Source organism: Embleya sp. NPDC055664, from assembly GCF_053618075.1.
Genome location: NZ_JBSHGZ010000008.1, coordinates 174,244 through 192,907 on the forward strand (window position 1 = coordinate 174,244; position 18,664 = coordinate 192,907).

Sequence of the window (18,664 nt, forward strand, 5' to 3'; positions counted from 1 at the left end):
TGCGGGGCGGCTGCCGGGTGGGGTGGGTCGGCCGGGCTTCACCCTTGCGTGTCCTTCGGGACGGTCGCCTCGTTGTGGTGGCGGCGGAGCGGAACTCCCCCCGTAACCCTTTCGAGTGATGCTCGTTGGGGTGGGTGAAGCGGTTGGCGACGAGGGCGGTCGGGGCTGGATCCCGAGCCACCGACCCTCGGGGCCGCCGCAAAGGAAACGGTACGTACAGGCGTGGAGGCTCAACGTGACGCGGATCCACTGCGGAGGCCGGCGATGACGACCGTCCTGGTCTGCGACGATTCCCCGCTGGTTCGGGAGACCCTGCGGCGGGCGGTGGCCACGGTCCCCGGCGTCGAGAGGGTGACGACGGCCACGAGTGGCGAGGAGGTACTGCGGCGCTGGGGCGCGGAGCGGTCCGACCTCGTCCTCATGGACGTGCGGATGCCCGGGCTCGGCGGCGTCGAGGCGGTGCGCCGCCTCCTGGCCGGCGACCCCGGCGCACGGGTGATCATGCTGACGATGGCCGAGGACCTGGACGGGGTGGCCCTCGCGGTCGCCGCCGGGGCTCGGGGATATCTGCACAAGGACGCGTCGCGCGCGGAATTGCGCGCGACCGTCTCCCAGGCGCTTGCCGACCCGACGTGGCGGCTGGCGCCCCGGCGGTTGCGCTCGCCCGACATGGGCGTGGCGCCGACCCTGACGGCACGTGAGATCCAGGTGCTCGAGGGCATGAGCCACGGGCGCAGCAACGCCGAGATCGGGCGCGAGCTGTTCCTGTCGGAGGACACGGTCAAGACCCACGCCCGACGCCTGTTCAAGAAGCTGGGCGCGTCCGACCGGGCGCACGCGGTCGCGCTGGGATTTCGGTGGGGACTCGTGCGATGACGAACGTCCGCGAGGACCTCCCCGACCGCGAGGGCCCGGGGGTTCGTCCGGGCGACCACGGTCGGTGGGGACTTGTGCGATGAGGCGGGTGCCGACGGCCCCCGACGGGCGAGGGTCCGTGCGGTGAATGCCGTTGCCCGGGGGGCCGGATGAGTCCCCCGGGTCGGCATGGCCGTGATTCGGTCGTCGATCCCTGCATACTGAATGGCATGGGTGGGACCCCCGAGCGAATGCCGGACGAGTCGTACGAAGCACACGCGCACGCCGACGACGGCATGCGTGCCGTCGTGGTCCGCGCGGTCCAGGGGGATGTGCAGGCGACCGACGAACTGCTCGCCTACGTCCGACCACTGGTGTTGCGCTACTGCCGGGCCCGGCTCGGCCGGGTCTCCGGCGCCGAGCACGCGGCCGACGACGCCGCGCAGGAGGTGTGCCTGGCGGTGCTCTCCGCGCTGCCGCGATATCGCGACGAGGGGCGCCCGTTCGAGGCGTTCGTGTTCGGTATCGCGGCACACAAGGTGGTCGACGTGCAGCGTGCCGCGATGCGCGGCGCGGTGCCCACCTGCGATCTGCCCGAGGCGGTGGACGACCACCCCGGGCCCGAGGACCAAGTGGTGCGGCGCAGCGACGCCGCACACGCGCGCGCCCTGCTCGGCAGGCTGCCCGACAACCTGCGCGAACTGCTCGTGTTGCGGGTCGCGGTCGGGTTGTCCGCCGAGGAGACCGGGCGGGCGATGGGCATGTCGCCCGGCGCGGTGCGGGTCGCCCAACATCGCGCGTTGACCCGCCTGCGGGCGTTGGCGGGCGAGGAGAAGACCGCGTGAGCGGCGGTGGTGTGCGGTTCGGCGGCCGATCCGGCACCGCCGACCTGGGTCTGCTGCGCCAGGACGACGAACTCGTGGAGCAGCTGCGCCGGCGGCGCCCGCTCCCCGTCCAGGACCGGATCGTCGGCTTGTTCGACGCGCTGCTCGCCGAGGTGGACGGCACCGCCGCGAACCGCCGTCGAGTGGTGCCGGACCGGTGCTGAGGCCGGTGCCGATTCCGGCCGGGAATGGTCGGGGTCGAGTGTGCCGTTGTGCTCACCGTCGGCAAGCGGGCTCGAAGCACCGCGCGGGGCCAGTAGCATGAACCCTCAACCCACCCATCCGCTTGCCGAGAGCGCGTTCTCGTCCTACCCGGCTACCCGGGGACCCCGTTCCTCGCGGGGCCGGCGGAGCGGTCCATCGGAATACCTTCGGAAGGTGTCATGAGTCTCACGGCCGACGGCGTACCCGAGAAGTTCGCGATGCTCGGGCTGACGTACGACGATGTCCTGCTGCTGCCGGGCGCGTCCGACGTCGTGCCGAGCGAGGTGGACACCTCCGCCCGGGTCACCCGCAACATCCGCGTCCGCATCCCGCTGCTGTCGTCGGCGATGGACACCGTCACCGAGGCGCGGATGGCGATCGCCATGGCCCGCCAGGGCGGTGTCGGTGTGCTGCACCGCAACCTGTCGGTGGAGGACCAGGCCGCGCAGGCGGACACGGTCAAGCGGTCCGAGGCCGGCATGGTGCTCGACCCGATCACCATCGGCGCCGACGCCACGCTGCAGGAAGTCGACGCGCTGTGCGCGCGGTTCCGGATCAGCGGTGTCCCGGTCACCGACGACAAGGGCCGACTGCTCGGCATCGTCACCAACCGCGACCTGCGCTTCGAGGTCGACCACTCGCGCCGTGTGCGCGACATCATGACCCCGATGCCGCTGGTCACCGGCAAGGTCGGCACCACCGGCGACCAGGCGATGGAGCTGCTGCGCCGGCACAAGGTGGAAAAGCTGCCGCTGATCGACGACGCCGGCAAGCTGCACGGCCTGATCACGGTCAAGGACTTCGTCAAGAGCGAGCAGTATCCGAACGCGACCAAGGACGCCGACGGTCGGCTCGTGGTCGGCGCCGCGATCGGCACCGGCGACGACAGCTACCGCCGCGCCCAGGCGCTGGTCGAGGCGGGCGTCGACTTCATCGTGGTGGACAGCGCGCACGGCCACTCGCGCAACGTGCTGGAGATGATCGCCAAGGTCAAGGCGAACACCAAGGTCGACGTCATCGGCGGCAACGTGGCCACCCGCGACGGCGCCCAAGCGCTGATCGACGCGGGCGTGGACGGCGTCAAGGTCGGCGTGGGCCCCGGCTCGATCTGCACCACCCGGGTGATCGCCGGCGTCGGCGCGCCCCAGGTCACCGCGATCTACGAGGCGGCGCAGGCGGCGCGGGCGGCGGGCGTGCCGGTGATCGGCGACGGTGGCCTGCAGTACTCCGGCGACATCGCCAAGGCGATCGCGGCGGGCGCGGACACGGTGATGCTGGGCAGCCTGCTCGCGGGTTGCGAGGAGAGCCCCGGCGACCTGATCTTCATCAACGGCAAGCAGTTCAAGTCCTACCGGGGCATGGGCTCACTGGGCGCGATGCAGTCGCGCGGCCAGGCCAAGTCCTTCTCCAAGGACCGCTACTTCCAGGACGACGTGCTCTCCGAGGACAAGCTCGTCCCCGAGGGCATCGAGGGCCAGGTGCCCTACCGTGGCCCGCTGTCCGCGGTTGCGCACCAGCTGATCGGCGGCCTGCGCGCGTCGATGGGCTACGCCGGCGCCGCGACCGTGGCCGAGCTCCAGGACAAGGGCCGCTTCGTGCGGATCACCTCGGCCGGGCTCAAGGAGTCGCACCCGCACGACATCCACATGACGCAGGAAGCGCCGAACTACCACTCGCGCTAGCGGGCGCCGTGGTATCCGTACTACACCGAGGGGCCCCGTCCGTACGCCGGGCGGGGCCCCTCGCCTGCGTACTCGCCCCGTACCCTGGGATACGGGGATTTTCCCAGCCACCGATTCCAGCAGGAGAGGCGCAACGTGACTGAGGTCGAAATCGGCCGGGGCAAGCGTGGCCGGCGTGCCTATCACTTCGACGACGTCGCCATCGTCCCCAGCCGGCGGACCCGGGACCCCGAAGAGGTCTCGATCGCGTGGCAGATCGACGCGTACCGGTTCGAGCTGCCGTTCCTGACCGCGCCGATGGACAGCGTCGTGTCGCCGCAGACCGCGATCGAGGTCGGCCGGATGGGCGGCCTCGGCGTGCTCAACCTCGAAGGGTTGTGGACCCGCTACGAGGACCCGACGCCGCTGATCGAGGAGATCGGCGCGCTCGACGAGGACGCGGCGACCCGGCGGATGCAGGAGATCTACGCCGAGCCGATCAAGGAGGAGCTGATCGGCGCGCGGATCAAGCAGATCCGCGACTCGGGCGTGGTCACCGCCGCGGCACTGTCGCCGCAGCGCACCGCGCAGTACCACAAGGCCGTGATCGACGCCGGTGTCGACGTGTTCGTCATCCGCGGCACCACCGTCTCGGCGGAGCACGTGTCCGGTCGGGCCGAACCGCTGAACCTCAAGCAGTTCATCTACGACCTCGACGTGCCGGTGATCGTCGGCGGGTGCGCGACCTACCAGGGCGCGCTGCACCTGATGCGGGCGGGTGCGGCCGGCGTCCTGGTCGGCTTCGGCGGCGGCGCGGCGCACACCACGCGCGGCGTGCTCGGCGTCGCGGTGCCGATGGCGACCGCGGTGGCCGACGTGGCCGAGGCGCGGCGGGACTACCTCGACGAGTCGGGCGGCCGCTACGTGCACGTGGTCGCCGACGGCAGCGTGGGCCGCAGCGGCGACATCGCCAAGGCGGTGGCGTGCGGTGCGGACGCGGTGATGATCGGCTCTGCGCTGGCCCGGGCGAGCGATGCCCCCGGCGCTGGCCACCACTGGGGTTCGGAGGCGCACCACCCCGAACTGCCGCGCGGCCGGCGGATGAACCTGGGCGCGGTGGGCACCCTGGAGGAGATTCTGCTCGGCCCCTCGCACGTGTCCGACGGTTCGATGAACCTGTTCGGCGCGCTGCGTCGGGCGATGGCCACCACGGGCTACTCGGAGCTGAAGAAGTTCCAGCAGGTCGAGGTCACGGTCTCGCCCGCGCACTGACCCGAACCCCCGTCCGGCCCCGAACACCCTGGTGTTCGGGGCCGTTCGTCGTTTCCGGGCGGTTCAAGGGTGGCTCGCGGGCGGTGCTCGGGCACCTCGTCCGCGGGGTGCGCGCGGGTCGTGCGGCGCATGCGGGGTCCGGGCGGCGGGGCAATGGGTACACGCAGGAGGGGCGCGTCGTCGCCGTCCGTGTGGTCCGTTGCGTGATGATCGAGGTCGGAGGTGGCGGATGCGGACCACGGCGATGGGGCCCGCGGAGCGCGCGCGGGCGCTGCGGCGGATGGCCGAGCGCGAACTGGACATCGTCGTGGTGGGCGGCGGCGTGGTCGGCGCGGGCACCGCCCTGGACGCGGTCACCCGGGGTCTGTCGGTGGGTCTGGTGGAGGCGCGCGACTGGGCGTCGGGCACCTCCAGCCGCTCCAGCAAGCTGATCCACGGCGGGCTGCGCTATCTGGAGATGCTGGACTTCGCGCTGGTGCGTGAGGCGCTGCGCGAGCGCGGGCTGCTGCTGCGCACGCTGGCGCCGCACCTGGTCAAGCCGGTGCCGTTCCTGTACCCGCTGCGCCACCGCGGCTGGGAGCGGCCCTACGTCACCGCCGGGGTGACGCTCTACGACACGATGGCGATGTCGGCCGGCCGGGACCCGGGGCTGCCCCGGCATCGGCAGCTGACGCGGCGTCAGGCGCTGCGCCTGGCACCGGCGTTGCGCAAGGACGCGCTGGTGGGTGCGGTGCAGTACCACGACGCGCAGGTGGACGACGCGCGATACACGATGACCCTGGTGCGCACCGCGGCCGGCTACGGCGCACACGTGGCCTCGCGGGCGGCGGTGACCGGCTTCCTGCGCGAGGGTGAGCGAGTGGTCGGGGTGCACGTGCGCGACGTGGAGACCGGCGCGACGTACGACGTGCGGGCCGGGCAGGTGGTCAACGCGACCGGGGTGTGGACGGACGAGACCCAGGCCATGGTCGGCGAGCGCGGACAGTTCCACGTGCGCGCCTCCAAGGGCATCCACCTGGTGGTGCCCAGGGATCGGATCCACTCCTCGACCGGGCTGATCCTGCGCACCGAGAAGAGCGTGCTGTTCGTGATCCCGTGGGGCCGGCACTGGATCGTGGGCACCACCGACACCCGCTGGGATCTGGACAAGGTGCATCCCGCGGCGAGTCGGGCGGACATCGAGTATCTGCTCGACCACGTCAACGAGGTGCTCGCGGTGCCGCTCACCCGCGAGGACGTCGAGGGGGTGTACGCGGGCCTGCGTCCGCTGCTCGCGGGCGAGTCGGACGCCACCTCGCAGTTGTCCCGCGAGCACACCGTGGCGCACCCGGTGCCCGGCCTGGTGGTGGTCGCGGGTGGCAAGTACACGACGTATCGGGTGATGGCCGCGGACGCGGTGGACGCCGCGGTGCACGGCCTGGATCGCAAGGTGCCGCCGAGTTGCACCGCGACGGTGCCGCTGGTGGGCGCGGAGGGGTATCGGGCGCTGTGGAACGCGCGGGCCTCGACGGCGGCGCGCACCGGCCTGCACGTGGCCCGGGTGGAGCACCTGTTGAACCGGTACGGGTCGCTGATCGAGGAGCCGCTGGCGCTGATCGCGGCGGAGCCGGAGTTGGCGTATCCGCTGGACGGCGCGGACGACTACCTGGCCGCCGAGGTGGTGTACGCGTGCACCCACGAGGGCGCGTTGCACCTGGGCGACGTGCTGGATCGCCGCACCCGGGTGTCGATCGAGACGTTCGACCGGGGTGCGCGGGCGGCCCGGGCCTGCGGCGCCTTGATGGCCCGGGTGCTGGGATGGGAGGAGGAGCGGTCGCGGCGGGAGGTGGACTACTACCTGAAGCGGATCGAGGCGGAGCGGTCCTCGCAGGAGCAGATGGACGATCACACGGCGGACGCGATGCGGCTCGGGGCGGAGGACATCGTCTCCGGCCGCGGCCCGGCGGCGGCACCCGATCCCGGCGGTTGATCCGGAGTGTCGTGGGCACCTTCCCGGGCGTCGTCACGTTCCATCGATAGGCCGGTCAGGTGTCGTCGGCGAGGTTCGTCCGCGAACCGGTGGACCCCGCGCGCCGCCGGACAGGAGTATGGGAAGGCAACCACCCGATCGCGCGGCGGGGCCGCGGCTGTATGGGGAGCGAGAGACTTGACCGACCCGGAAGCGCCCGAGCGTCTGCTGGCGGGGCGATACCGCCTGGGTGATCACCTGGGCCGGGGCGGGATGGGCACCGTGTGGCGGGCGGTGGACACCATGTTGGATCGCGACGTGGCGGTCAAGGAGATGCGGCTGCCCCGCTACGAGGACGACGACGAGCGCGGCACGCTGAGCGCGCGGATGTTGCGCGAGGCGCGGGCGGCGGCCCGGATCGACCACCCGAACGTGGTGACCATCTTCGACGTTGCCGAGCAGGACGAGCGGCCCTGGATCGTGATGGAACTGGTCCGCGGGCTCTCCCTGGCCCAGGAGTTGGACAAGGAGGGGCCGATCCCGCCCGAGCAGGTCGCCGAATTGGGCCTGCGCCTGCTCGCCGCGCTGGAGGCCGCGCACGAGGTCGGCGTGCTGCACCGCGACGTCAAGCCCGCCAACGTGCTCTTGGCCCGCAACGGCCGGGTGGTGCTCACCGACTTCGGGGTCGCCTCGGTCGAGGACAGCGCCACGCTCACCCAGGCCGGCGCGATGGTCGGCTCGCCCGAATACCTGGCGCCGGAGCAGATCGCGGGCGAGCCGCCCGGGCCGCCCGCCGACCTGTGGTCGCTCGGCGCGACGTTGTTCGAGGCGGTCGAGGGCCGACCGGCGTTTCGCCGCAACACCCACGCGGCCACCCTCGCCGCGGTGGCCGCGGGCCGCTTCCCGGAGATCTTTTTGGCCGGCCCGCTGACCCCGGTACTGAAGGCGCTGCTGGTCAAGGACCCGGCCCGGCGCGGCTCGGTGACCCAGGTGCGCGAGTTGCTCCTGGAGATCGTCGAGCGCATGCCGACCGCGGCCGGCGGATCGACCTCCGAGCGTTTTGTGCCGGACCGGACCCGGCCCGGCGCGGTGCGGCGGCACGGTGTGCGGGTGACCGGCCATTCGCACACCCCGCTGCGCCCGGGCACGCCGCTGCGCCCCGGCACGCCGCGGGCGCCGGGCACGCCGCGTCCGCCGGCCCGGGCGGGCGCGGGCAGCCGGGGCGGCGCCCGGGGGAGCCTGGACGAGACCTTCACCAACGTGCGCCTGCCCCGCGAGGGCGGCGCGTTCCGGGCCCGCTACCGGCGCTGGCCGCGCTGGTGGTTCCGGCACTGGACGACCATCCTGACCTCGGTCGGCATCGCCACCGCCGCCGGCGCGCGCTGGCTGGCCGCGTTCGGCAACTGGACCGGGATGTACACGATCGTGCTGCTCGCGCTGGCGCTGAGCGTGTGGCTGGTGTTGCCGCACCGGCGGATCCCCCGGTCGGTGCCGATCGCGATGTTGCTCGGGGTGATCGCCGGCGGCGCGCTGGAGGTGGCGAAGATCAATCCGAATCCGATCATCGTCGGCGCGCTGATCGGCGGCTGCCTGGTGGTCGGCCCGCTCGTGGACAACAAGGTGATACCGCGACTGCGCCGGCGGCGCCGCACCGATCTGGGCTTCGCGCTGCCCGTGCCGGAGGGCTGGACCTGTACGGACAGCCAGAGCGGGCTGACGGTGACCGACCCGGACCGGCTGATCTCGGTCACCGTCACCGTCGACCGGGGCATCGTGATGGCCCCCGAGGAGTCGGTCGCGCACCGCGAGCACGGCAGCGTCGGCGGCCGGGAGCGGCTGGACGGCGAGGACTACGAGCGGCTGCTCCTGCAGGCCATCGACTACCGGGGCCACGAGGCCGCGGAGTGGGAGTACGTCTGGCGCGGCCAGGACCTGACCACGTACCACGGCAAGGACCTGGTCGTGCGCACCACGTCCGGCCTGCGCTACTGGCTGACCGTGCGCGGTCGCGACGACCTGTGGGGCACGGCCGGCGCCTATTACGAGCACGCCCGCCGTCACCTGTCGATCGCCGGCTGACCGGGCCCGGAAGACGATCCGGTCGGGGGCGGCGATGAGTGGGCGCGTACTCGCGGGGCGGTACCTGTTGACGGAGGTGCTGGGGCAGGGCGGCATGGGCGTGGTGTGGCGGTCCCACGACCCGGAGATCGGGCGGGACGTGGCGATCAAGGAGTTGCGGCTGCCCGACTGGCTCGACGCCGACGAGGTGGCCCGGCGCTCGGCGCGGATGCAGCGCGAGGTGCGGGCCGCGGGGCGGGTGCGGCACCCGAACGTGGTCACCGTGTTCGACATCGTGGTCGAGGACGGCCGGCCGTGGATCGTGATGCAGCTGCTGCCGGGCCGGCCGCTCACCGCGCTGATCGCCGAGGGCGCGATGGCGCCGGAGCGGGTGGCGCGGATCGGCGCGCGCATGCTCGCGGGGCTGGCCGCCGTGCACCGGGTCTGCATCGAGCACCGGGACGTGAAGCCCGCCAACGTGATCGTGGACGAGGACGACGGCGTGGTGCTCACCGACTTCGGCATCGCGACGCACCCGGACGCGCCCGCGGTCACCGAGACCGGCGCGACCGCGGGCACCCCGGAGTACATGGCGCCGGAGCGGGCGAGCGGGCGGCCGTCCGGGGCGCCGGCCGACCTGTGGTCGCTGGGTGTGACGTTGTACGAGATGGTCGAGGGATTCTCGCCGTTTCGCCGGGACAATCCGCTGGCCACGCTGCAGGCGGTGGCGCTGGGCAGGTGCCCGCCGCCCACGCATGCCGGGCCGCTGGCCGAGGCGGTGCTCGGGCTGCTCACGCCGGATCCGGCGGCGCGGATGACGGCGGCGGACGCGGCCCCGCTGCTGGCCGCGGCGAGCGCGGGAGGAGCGGGGGAGCGGCGCGGGCCCGGCACGCCCCTTGCGCGTCCCCACCTCGCTTCCCCCGACGCGCCCGGTCATCCCGACCCGGCCCCGTCCGCGACCTCCCTCCCCGGCATCGAGCCGGCGCCGACACCCGACCCGCCGGGCCCGCGCACACCCCCGGAACCGGCTGCCCCGCTCGCGCCCGCCACCCCGGCCGGGCCGCCCGCGCCGCCGACGCCCCCCGGACCGCCCGTCGCGCTCGCGTCGCCCACGCCGCCGGGGCCGCCCGGCGCGTTCGGCTCACCCGAACCGCCCGAGCCGGCGACCCCGCCCGGGTCGCCCACCCCGGCCGCGCTGCCCTCGGGCTCGGGGCGGCCCGCGTTTGCTTGGGCGTCGCGGCGGGTGCCGGTCGTGGTGGGTGCGGTGGTGGGGGTGGTGCTTGTGGTGGCCGGGGTGGTCGTCGGGGTGTTGGTGGAGCGGGCCGATCGTCGGGGCGCGGCCTCGGCGACCGCTTCCGGCCCGCCGGGGGTCGACGTACGGGCGAGTGGTGCCGTCGTGGTCCCGAGCGGCGGCCCAGGCCCGGCCGATCCGGCGGGCGGGTTTCGGCGGGTGACCGCGCGCGGTGCGTTCACCGTGCTCGTGCCCGCCGGCTGGACCGTGCGCGACGCGGCCGGCGAGCGGGTCTACTACCGGTCGACGGACGACCTGTACCGCCTCGGCGTGCGCCCCGACGCGTCCGACGCGCACGGTGATCCGTGCGGCGAATTGGCCGTACAGGCATCCAAGGGCCTGGGACCGGGCAGCTTCATCGGAAACGGCACGGACTACCACCTGATCCGGCTGCTCTGCACGAGCGTGCACGGACAGGTCGCCGGGCTATGGGAGTTCACCTGGAACGACCGGGGCACGGTGCGCCGATCGATCAACATGCGCTTCGTCGAGGACGGCCGGACCTGGGACTTCTGGGTCTCCGGCCCCGACGGTGGCGCGGCGCTGGTGCGTTCGGCGTTCGACGCGGCGCGGGAGAGTTTCACGCCGGGCGGCTGAGCCCGGCCCGGAGCGGAACCTTCGGCACTCGCCGGACGTCCTATACGTGACGCCAAAGACGCGCCGACGGGGCGGATCGGGTGGTGTCCACGGTCTTGGGGAGGACCACGTGGCACACGACAGCGGCTCGCACGGCCGCCTGGTGGATGGGCGCTATCGCCTGGGCGAGCCGCTCGGTCGAGGTGGCATGGGCACGGTGTGGCTCGCCTTCGACGAGCTGCTGCGCCGCGACGTCGCGGTCAAGGAGGTCCGGATCCCGGACGACCTGGACGAGATGGAGACCCAGGGCCGCTGCGAGCGGGCGCTGCGCGAGGCCCGCGCGGCGGCCCGGATCACCCACCCCAACGTGGTCACCATCTTCGATGTCGCCGAGGACGACGGGCGCCCGTGGATCGTGATGGAGCTGGTCCGCGCGCCCTCGCTCACCGACGTGCTCGACGAGGGCCGGATGGCCCCGCACGAGGCGGCCGAGGTCGGCCTGGCGGTGCTCGCCGCGCTGCGCGCCGCCCGCGCGGCCGACGTTCTGCACCGCGACGTGAAGCCCAGCAACATCCTGATGGCGCCCGGCGGCCGGATCGTGCTGACCGACTTCGGCATCGCCACCGTGGCCGGCTCCGTCACCCTCACCGCGACCGGGATGCTGGTCGGCTCTCCCGAATACCTGGCGCCGGAGCGGGTGCTCGGGCGTCGGCCCGGTCCGGCCTCCGACCTGTGGTCGCTCGGGGTGACCCTGTACCAGGCGGTGGAGGGGTTCTCGCCGTTTCGCCGGTCGGGCGCGATGGACACGCTCAGCGCGGTGCTCACCGACGAGCCCGCGCCGCCGCGGCAGTCCGGCGCGTTGTGGCCGGCCATCGAGGCGCTGCTGCGCAAGGACCCGTTGGAGCGGGCCGACGAGGACACCACCGAACGACTCTTGACCGCCGCGCTGGTCGGCGTCGAACCGCTTCCCGAGGACCCGTGGAACGCGGCCGGCCCGATCCCGCCGGGCACCGCGACCGTCGAGGATCCGGGCGGCGTCCGCGGCGCCACCCGCTCGTCCTGGCAGCCGGCCCCATCGCCGCCGACCCCGCAGACCCCGTCGACGCCGGTGCCGACGCCGCAGCCCGGACCCGAGCCGGACTGGCGGCAGCAGCCGCCGACCGCCGCCGCGCCGCCGTTCGGCGCGGCCGGTTCCGCCGATCCGGACAGCCCCGGCGGCGGCTACCCGGCGACCGGCGCGCACGCCTGGTCGCCCACCGACGCGGTGCACGGCTCGGCCACCGCCGACGACCGGGTCAACCCGGTGCTGATCGGCCCGGCCGGCGGCCCCTCCGGCGGCCCGTCGGCCGCGGCCGACGCCGCCACGAAGAAGAAGCGCCGCAAGGCCGTCGTCTTCGGCACCATGGTCGCCGCCGCGGTGGCCGCGCTGGCGATCTTCGTGCCGAACGCGCTGGGCGGACAGGGCGGTGGCGGTGGTGGCGACGGCGGCTCGGGCAACGAGAAGGTCGCCAACACGCAGCCCGCCGGCTCGGGCGCCGCGAACTCGCCGGGAAGCGGGACCCGCAACGACATGTTGCACACCACCGGTTCCTCCACCGGCTCCGGGAACAACGACAGCGGCACCTCGGGCAGCGGCAGCCAGGGATCCGGTTCGACTCGCACCTCGCGGCCGACGAACACGGAGACCTGGACCACCCGCCCGCCCACGACGCGCCCGCCCACCACGAGGCCGCCGACCACGAGCAGGCCGCCGACGACCACCACGACCACCCGCCCGCCGATCACCGACCCCCCGTCGACCGGCAGCGCGGGCAAGTCGACCTGATCGGGTTCGCTCCCGCCCGATCGAGCACCGGCCGCGGGTCGCCCGAGGCCGGAAACCCCACGTCACGGCCGTGACGTGGACCGTCGGCGTGCCCGCCGGCGGGGTGCGAGAGGCGGGCCCGGAACGGTCCGGTCGGCGGATCCGCTCGCCGAACCCCGGGGCCTCGCATCTAATGTGGCGGGTTGCAGACCGAAGATGGCCGGCGGTACAGCCGGCCGATGCGGGGAGGGTACGTGGCACAGACCGGGGGCACGCGCGGTCGGGTGGTCGGCGGGCGTTACCGGTTGGGCACCATGCTCGGCCGCGGCGGCATGGGCACGGTGTGGCGTGCCGTGGACGAGATGCTGCACCGCGACGTCGCGATCAAGGAGCTGCGGCTGCCCGACCACCTCGACGACGAGGAGAAGGAGCTGGCCCGCGAGCGCACGATGCGCGAGGCCCGCACGGCGGCCCGGATCGGGCATCCGAACGTGGTCACCATCCACGACGTGGTCGAGGACGGCGGCATCCCGTGGATCGTGATGGAGCTGGTCGAGGCCCAGTCGCTCGCCGAGATCCTGGAGACGCAGGGCACGCTGACCCCGGCCGACGCCGCCGAACTGGGCCTGAAGGTGCTCGACGCGCTGATCGCCGCCGACCAGAAGGGTGTGCTGCATCGCGACGTCAAACCCGCGAACATCCTCGTCACCCCGCACGGGCGGGTGGTGCTGACCGACTTCGGGATCGCCACCGCGACCGGCACCGCGACGCTCACCACCACCGGCATGCTGGTCGGGTCGCCGGACTTCCTGTCGCCGGAGCGGGCCGAGGGCAAACGTCCGCTGCTCGCCGCGGACCTGTGGTCGCTCGCCGTGGTGCTGTACATGGCGGTCGAGGGACGCAACCCGTTCCGCCGGGGCACCATGATCAGCACGCTGAACGCGATCCTGAACGACGAGGCCGACCCGCCCCGGCACGCGGGTGGCCTGGAGCCGGTGATCGCGGGCTGGCTGGTCAAGGACGTCGACCTGCGGATGGGCGTGGAGGACGGCGCCCGGATCCTGCGCGAGGTGGCGAACTCGACGCCGTCGCGGCAGTACGGCGCGGTCCCGCCGCCACCGACCCCGGTCGCCGACCCCGGCGCGCCGACCACCCCGGCCCAGCCGTACGACCCGCACGGGCGCGCACAGGCCGGCCACGACACGGGCGCGACCGGACACCCGGGCGGCAACACGCCGCCGAACTCCTGGCCGCAACCGGCGTATTCGCCCGCCGAGGCGTCGCCGACCCGCACGGGCGTACCCCCGCAACCGCCGCACATCCCCGCGCCGCCGCATGGGCCGACCCCCGAGCCGCGCCGCCGCGGCCGGATCGTCGCGGTCGTGGCGCTCGTGGTCGCGCTGATCGCGGGCGGCGCCGCGGTGGGGTTCCTGGTCACCCGGGACGACGACAAGGGCGACAAGGCGGGCCCGAACCCGACCACATCCGGGCAGGGCACGCAGCCGCAGACCCCGCCGCCGGCGACCGCCGTTCCCCCCACCACGCCGCCGTCCGCCTCCGCGCCGAACGGGTCCGTCCCGCCCGCCGGCTACGAACTGGTCAAGGACCCGCTGGGGTTCTCGCTGTTCATGCCCAAGGGCGCCAGGACCCGTACGGTCTTCGGCGTCAACAAGGACCAGATCAAGTACGTGACCGCGGATCGGAAGACCGCCTATCTGATCGGCGCGACGCCGGTCGGCCACGACCCCCTGGGCAACTTCGAGCAGGTCGTCGAGGCGACCGCGAAGACGAAGCCCGCCTACAAGCGGCTCCAACTCCGGGACTACACCCCGCTTCCGCCGGGAGCGCGCAAGGCCGCAATGTGGGAGTACACCTTCGACGGCGACCCGATCAACGGTGACGGCTCGGGCAATCGGGTGCCCAGCCACGTGATGAATCTGGGTGTCGTGACCACCGGCAACGTGGACTACGCGCTGTACGTGGCGTCGTACCAGAGCGACTGGGAACCGCTCTCGCGGGAGCGCTTCGACAAGATGACGGAGTCCTTCCAGGGCAAGTGACGCGCGAGTCCGAGTCCGTCCCGGGGTACGGTCCGAGGGAGCCCAGCCATCCCCGGAGGTACACCAGTGAGCACGCAGCACCCCCAAGACGTCGCGACCGTCGACGTGATCGTCCTCGGCCTCGGCGTCGGCGGCGAGGCCGTCGCCGGCAACCTGGCCTCCGCCGGGCTGGACGTGGTGGGCATCGAGGACGGCCTCGTCGGCGGCGAGTGTCCGTACTGGGGCTGCATCCCGTCGAAGGCGATGGTGTACGCGGCGGCCCGCGCCCGGACCGAGGAGCACCCCGACTGGGCGCCGCTCGCCGCGCGGGTCCGCGAGTTGACCGCCGACTGGGACGACACGGCGGCCGTGGACCGGCTGGTCGACAAGGGCATGACGTTCGTACGCGGCGCCGGCCGGATCACCGGCGTGGACACCGTCGAGGTGCCCGGCCCCGACGGGCCGCGGCGTTTCCGGGCCCGGCACGCGATCGTGGTCGGCACCGGTACCAAGGCATTCGTCCCGCCGATCGAGGGCTTGGCGGGCACCCCGCTGTGGACCAACCGCGAGGCGATCGAGGCCGCCGAGGCGCCGGCTTCGCTCGCGGTGCTCGGCGGCGGCGCGATCGGCCTCGAACTCGCCCAGGTGTTCACCCGGTTCGGCACCCGGGTGACGATCGTGGAGAACGGCGAGCGGGTGTTGGCCGTCGAGGAACCGGAATCCTCCGACCTGGCCGCGTGGGCGCTGGGCGAGGACGGCGTCGAGATCCACCTGGGCGCGCGGGCCGAGCGGGTCGCGCACGACGGCAAGACGTTCACCGTCGAACTCTCCGACGGGCGCTCGATCGAGGCGGAGAAGCTGCTGGTGGCCACCGGCCGCCGGGTGGACCTGCCGGGCCTGGGCGCCGAGGCGCTGGGCGTCGACCCGCACGCGCACGCGCTGCCGGTGGACGGGCAGTTGCGGGTGCAGCCCGGCGGCACGGCCCCCGCGGTCTGGGCGGTCGGCGACGTGACCGGGCAGGGCGCGTTCACCCACGTGGCGATGTACCAGTCGGCCATCGTGACCAAGGCGGTCCTGCACGCGGCCGGTCGGGGCACCGCCGGACCCGACGCGGACCACAGCGCGCTGCCGCGGGTGACGTTCGTCGACCCGGAGATCGGCGCGGTCGGCCTGACCGAGCACCAGGCCCGCGCCGCCGGGCTCTCCGTGCGGATCGGCCACGCGGACCTGGCCGCCTCCTCGCGCGGACACATCACCGGCGCGCGCGGCTTCGTGAAGGTGATCGAGGATGTCGACCGGGGCGTGCTGGTCGGCGCGACCACCGCCGGCCCGGCCGGCGGCGAGATCCTGGGTGCGCTCGTGGTGGCCGTGCGCGCGGCGGTCCCGGTGGCCACGCTGCGGGACATGATGTACGCGTATCCCACGTATCACCGCACCATCGAGTCGGCGCTGGCCGACCTCGACACGGACTGATTCGGGCCCGGGAACGGCGTGCGGGCGGGTCGGGTCCGTCCGCGCGCCGGACGGTTCTTGTTACCCGAAAGTAGCGCTGTCTAGGCTGGTGCCATGACGGACATCGCAGCGCCCGCAGCAGCCTCCATCGCCGTGCCCCACCTGCCCGCCGAGCGACTGGCGCGGCGCGTGGTGACCGGCACCGTGCCGACGAAGGTGACGACCCGTAGTCCGTTCGACGGGTCGCCGATCGCCGAACTCCCCGAGTCCACCCCGGAGAACGTCACCTCCGCCTTCGCCCGCGCGCGGCTCGCGCAGACCGCGTGGGCGAAGCGTTCGGTGCGTGAGCGGGCCGCGGTGTTCCTGCGTTTCCACGACCGGGTGCTGGAGCGCCAGTCGGAGATCCTGGACATCGTCCAGACCGAGACCGGCAAGGCGCGCAAGCACGCCTTCGAGGAGGTCCTGGACGTCGCGCTGTGCTCGCGGCACTACGGCCGGCGGGCGGCGGGCTACCTGCGCGAGCGCCGCCGGGCCGGTGCGCTGCCGGTGCTCACCAAGGCGATCGAGGTCCGCCACCCCAAGGGAGTGGTCGGCCTGGTGTCGCCGTGGAACTACCCGCTGGCGCTGTCCATCGGCGACGCGATCCCGGCGTTCATCGCGGGCAACGCGGTGGTGATGAAGCCCGACACGCAGACCGCGCTGACCGCGCTGTGGGCCCAGGACGTACTGATCGAGTGCGGCCTGCCCGAGGACCTGTGGCAGATCGTGCTCGGCGACGGCCCGGTGGTCGGCACGGCGGTGGTGGAGGGCGCGGACTACGTCGGGTTCACCGGCTCCACCCGCACCGGCCGCGAGGTGGCCCGGCGGGCGGCCGAGCGACTGGTCGGCGCGTCGCTGGAGTTGGGCGGCAAGAACGCGATGATCGTGCTGCCCGACGCGGACCTGGACCGGGCCGCCGAGGGGGCGGTGCGCGCCTGCTTCTCCTCCGCCGGCCAGCTGTGCATCTCGATCGAGCGGATGTATGTGCACGCGGCCGTGTACGACGCGTTCGTGGACCGGTTCCTGGGCCGGATCCAGGCGATGCGGCTCGCGCCCGGATACGGGTGGGACACCGACATGGGCTCGCTGGTCTCGCGCCGACAGCTGGACGCGGTCACCCGGCACGTGGACGAGGCCCGCGAGGCGGGCGCGACGGTGCTGGTCGGCGGCAAGGCCCGACCCGACCTGGGCCCGCTGTTCTACGAGCCCACCGTCCTCGCCGACGTCACCCCCGACATGGCGGTGTGCGCGGAGGAGACGTTCGGCCCGGTGGTGTCGGTGTACCGCTACACCGAGGAGGAAGAGGTCGTCACCCGCGCCAACGAGACCGCGTACGGCCTCAACGCCAGCGTATGGACCCGCGACACCCGGCACGGCGGCGCGCTCGCGCGCCGGTTGCGCGCGGGCACGGTGAACGTCAACGAGGGCTACGCGGCGGCGTACGGCAGCGCGGGCGCACCGATGGGCGGCATGGGCGACTCGGGTCTGGGTCGGCGGCACGGCGCGGAGGGGATCATGAAGTTCACCGAGGCGCAGACCGTGGCCACCCAGCGCCTCCTCCCGATCGCCGCCCCGTTCGGCATGACCGACGAGCAGTGGGCCCGCTCGTTGACGTTGTCCCTGCGCATCATGAAGACCCTGCGCGTGCGCTGACCCCGCGCGTGCGGCCGGTGCCCACGGCCGGCACACGCCTGCCGACACCCGGCGCGCGCCGGGTATCGGCAGGCGTGTGTGCGGCTCGCGGGGCGCGAGACGGCGGAAGGGTGAATTCCGTTGCTCGGGCACGGCCGAGCGAGGGGCTGCCAAGTCGGGGCAAAATGACATTTATCGACCGGTTAATGATCATCATTTGCGCTAACCGGACGTCCCCGAGCCGGTCGCGCACTTCGCCGGAACCACCGATGGGGGCACCGAATCCCGCTACTCTTGGCGCTGCCGGCGGCTTTGGTGTGAAAGATCCGCGTTGCGCAGCTTTCGCGGTGCGTGGGATTCGTGGTGAATGGGGCACGCCGAGGCCCGACGCGCCGGGGTCGATCCGTGGATCGACCCAAGGCGCGGCGGCCGGTGTCGGGCGTCCCCGACACCGGCCGCCGGCGGGGTTGTGACCGGTTGCTGTCCCCTGCGTCCCGGTCACGGCACCAACGCGAGGTCCCACGGCGCACTGGTGAGCGCGCCTCATCGCGTCGGCGGCCTTGCGGTGCCCGGCCCGCGCATGAAGCGGGCCGGCCATCAGTCACAACGACCGCCGGCGCGATGAGGTTACGCCCGGGGGCCGACCCGACCGCGGCACAACTCCAGAAGGGTCAGCGCAACGGTGGTGCCCGGCTTGCCCAGTCCCTCGCGGTACCGGGCGATGACCTCCATCTCGCGGGACAGTTGCACGCGGGCGCCGCCCGACGCGACGCGGACCCGCTGGATCTCGGCGGAGATGTCCACCCGCTCGGTGATCAGCGCGATGATCCGCCGGTCGAGGTCGTCGATGCGGGCGCGGCCCGCGCCGATCACGTCCTCGGGTGCCTGCGGCGGGGTGGTGGTGTCGTCCATGCGGCCTGCTCTCCGGAAGGGGTCGGATCCGGGGCCT

Annotated in this window: 13 protein-coding genes; 12 read left to right on the plus strand and 1 reads right to left on the minus strand. The window is 73.4% G+C overall.

All coding sequences use genetic code 11. The annotated features are described in order from the left end of the window. Nucleotides 1-264 precede the first annotated feature (264 nt). The 12 genes from ACWGR4_RS16985 to ACWGR4_RS17040 all read left to right on the plus strand — a co-directional run bounded on the left by ACWGR4_RS16985 (nucleotide 265) and on the right by ACWGR4_RS17040 (nucleotide 17,736). A complete protein-coding gene (locus ACWGR4_RS16985) occupies nucleotides 265-876 on the plus strand; it encodes a response regulator transcription factor (protein ID WP_020549179.1) in 612 nt (203 codons plus the stop codon). A gap of 230 nt (nucleotides 877-1,106) precedes the next feature. Continuing rightward, on the plus strand, nucleotides 1,107-1,700 hold the full coding sequence (gene shbA, locus ACWGR4_RS16990) for an RNA polymerase sigma factor ShbA (RefSeq protein ID WP_078979276.1): 594 nt from the start codon (nucleotides 1,107-1,109) through the stop codon (nucleotides 1,698-1,700). Next, a complete protein-coding gene (locus ACWGR4_RS16995) occupies nucleotides 1,697-1,903 on the plus strand; it encodes a hypothetical protein (RefSeq protein WP_078975690.1) in 207 nt (68 codons plus the stop codon). The genes shbA and ACWGR4_RS16995 overlap by 4 nt, the downstream gene beginning before the upstream one ends. Before the next feature lie 219 nt (nucleotides 1,904-2,122). After that, nucleotides 2,123-3,625 (plus strand): IMP dehydrogenase, encoded by a 1,503-nt coding sequence (gene guaB, locus ACWGR4_RS17000; RefSeq protein WP_380005356.1) that lies wholly within the window; start codon nucleotides 2,123-2,125, stop codon nucleotides 3,623-3,625. A gap of 135 nt (nucleotides 3,626-3,760) precedes the next feature. Next, on the plus strand, nucleotides 3,761-4,876 hold the full coding sequence (locus ACWGR4_RS17005) for a GuaB3 family IMP dehydrogenase-related protein (protein WP_078975688.1): 1,116 nt from the start codon (nucleotides 3,761-3,763) through the stop codon (nucleotides 4,874-4,876). Nucleotides 4,877-5,105: 229 nt separating this feature from the next. Beyond that, nucleotides 5,106-6,845 carry a glycerol-3-phosphate dehydrogenase/oxidase gene (locus tag ACWGR4_RS17010; RefSeq protein ID WP_452133276.1) on the plus strand — a complete coding sequence of 580 codons (1,740 nt, stop codon included), beginning with the start codon at nucleotides 5,106-5,108 and terminating at the stop codon, nucleotides 6,843-6,845. Nucleotides 6,846-7,022: 177 nt separating this feature from the next. Next, entirely contained in the window at nucleotides 7,023-8,903 is a 1,881-nt protein-coding gene (locus ACWGR4_RS17015) for a protein kinase domain-containing protein (protein WP_452133277.1), read from the plus strand. A gap of 34 nt (nucleotides 8,904-8,937) precedes the next feature. Continuing rightward, complete coding sequence (locus ACWGR4_RS17020; protein WP_452133278.1) at nucleotides 8,938-10,770, plus strand: serine/threonine-protein kinase; 1,833 nt, start codon at nucleotides 8,938-8,940, stop codon at nucleotides 10,768-10,770. Between the two features lie 109 nt (nucleotides 10,771-10,879). Further along, the gene (locus ACWGR4_RS17025; RefSeq protein WP_452133279.1) at nucleotides 10,880-12,574 is read left to right on the plus strand and encodes a serine/threonine-protein kinase; all 1,695 of its coding nucleotides are present in this window, start codon (nucleotides 10,880-10,882) and stop codon (nucleotides 12,572-12,574) included. Between the two features lie 233 nt (nucleotides 12,575-12,807). After that, nucleotides 12,808-14,613, plus strand: a complete 1,806-nt coding sequence (locus ACWGR4_RS17030) for a serine/threonine-protein kinase (protein ID WP_452133280.1) — start codon at nucleotides 12,808-12,810, stop codon at nucleotides 14,611-14,613. Between the two features lie 66 nt (nucleotides 14,614-14,679). Then, a complete protein-coding gene (locus ACWGR4_RS17035; RefSeq protein WP_452133281.1) occupies nucleotides 14,680-16,065 on the plus strand; it encodes a dihydrolipoyl dehydrogenase family protein in 1,386 nt (461 codons plus the stop codon). A gap of 93 nt (nucleotides 16,066-16,158) precedes the next feature. Continuing rightward, a complete protein-coding gene (locus ACWGR4_RS17040; protein ID WP_452133282.1) occupies nucleotides 16,159-17,736 on the plus strand; it encodes a succinic semialdehyde dehydrogenase in 1,578 nt (525 codons plus the stop codon). Between the two features lie 606 nt (nucleotides 17,737-18,342). Here the strand turns inward: ACWGR4_RS17040 and ACWGR4_RS17045 are convergent. Next, complete coding sequence (locus tag ACWGR4_RS17045) at nucleotides 18,343-18,627, minus strand: chorismate mutase (protein WP_452132424.1); 285 nt, start codon at nucleotides 18,625-18,627, stop codon at nucleotides 18,343-18,345. Nucleotides 18,628-18,664 lie beyond the last annotated feature (37 nt).

Coding starts and splice junctions, on each gene's coding strand:
- ACWGR4_RS17020 (WP_452133278.1), top strand. CDS start 8,938: ATGAGTGGGCGCGTACTCGCGGGGCGGTACCTGTTGACGGAGGTGCTG.
- ACWGR4_RS17010 (WP_452133276.1), top strand. CDS start 5,106: ATGCGGACCACGGCGATGGGGCCCGCGGAGCGCGCGCGGGCGCTGCGG.
- shbA (WP_078979276.1), top strand. CDS start 1,107: ATGCCGGACGAGTCGTACGAAGCACACGCGCACGCCGACGACGGCATG.
- guaB (WP_380005356.1), top strand. CDS start 2,123: ATGAGTCTCACGGCCGACGGCGTACCCGAGAAGTTCGCGATGCTCGGG.
- ACWGR4_RS17045 (WP_452132424.1), bottom strand. CDS start 18,627: ATGGACGACACCACCACCCCGCCGCAGGCACCCGAGGACGTGATCGGC.
- ACWGR4_RS17040 (WP_452133282.1), top strand. CDS start 16,159: ATGACGGACATCGCAGCGCCCGCAGCAGCCTCCATCGCCGTGCCCCAC.
- ACWGR4_RS16985 (WP_020549179.1), top strand. CDS start 265: ATGACGACCGTCCTGGTCTGCGACGATTCCCCGCTGGTTCGGGAGACC.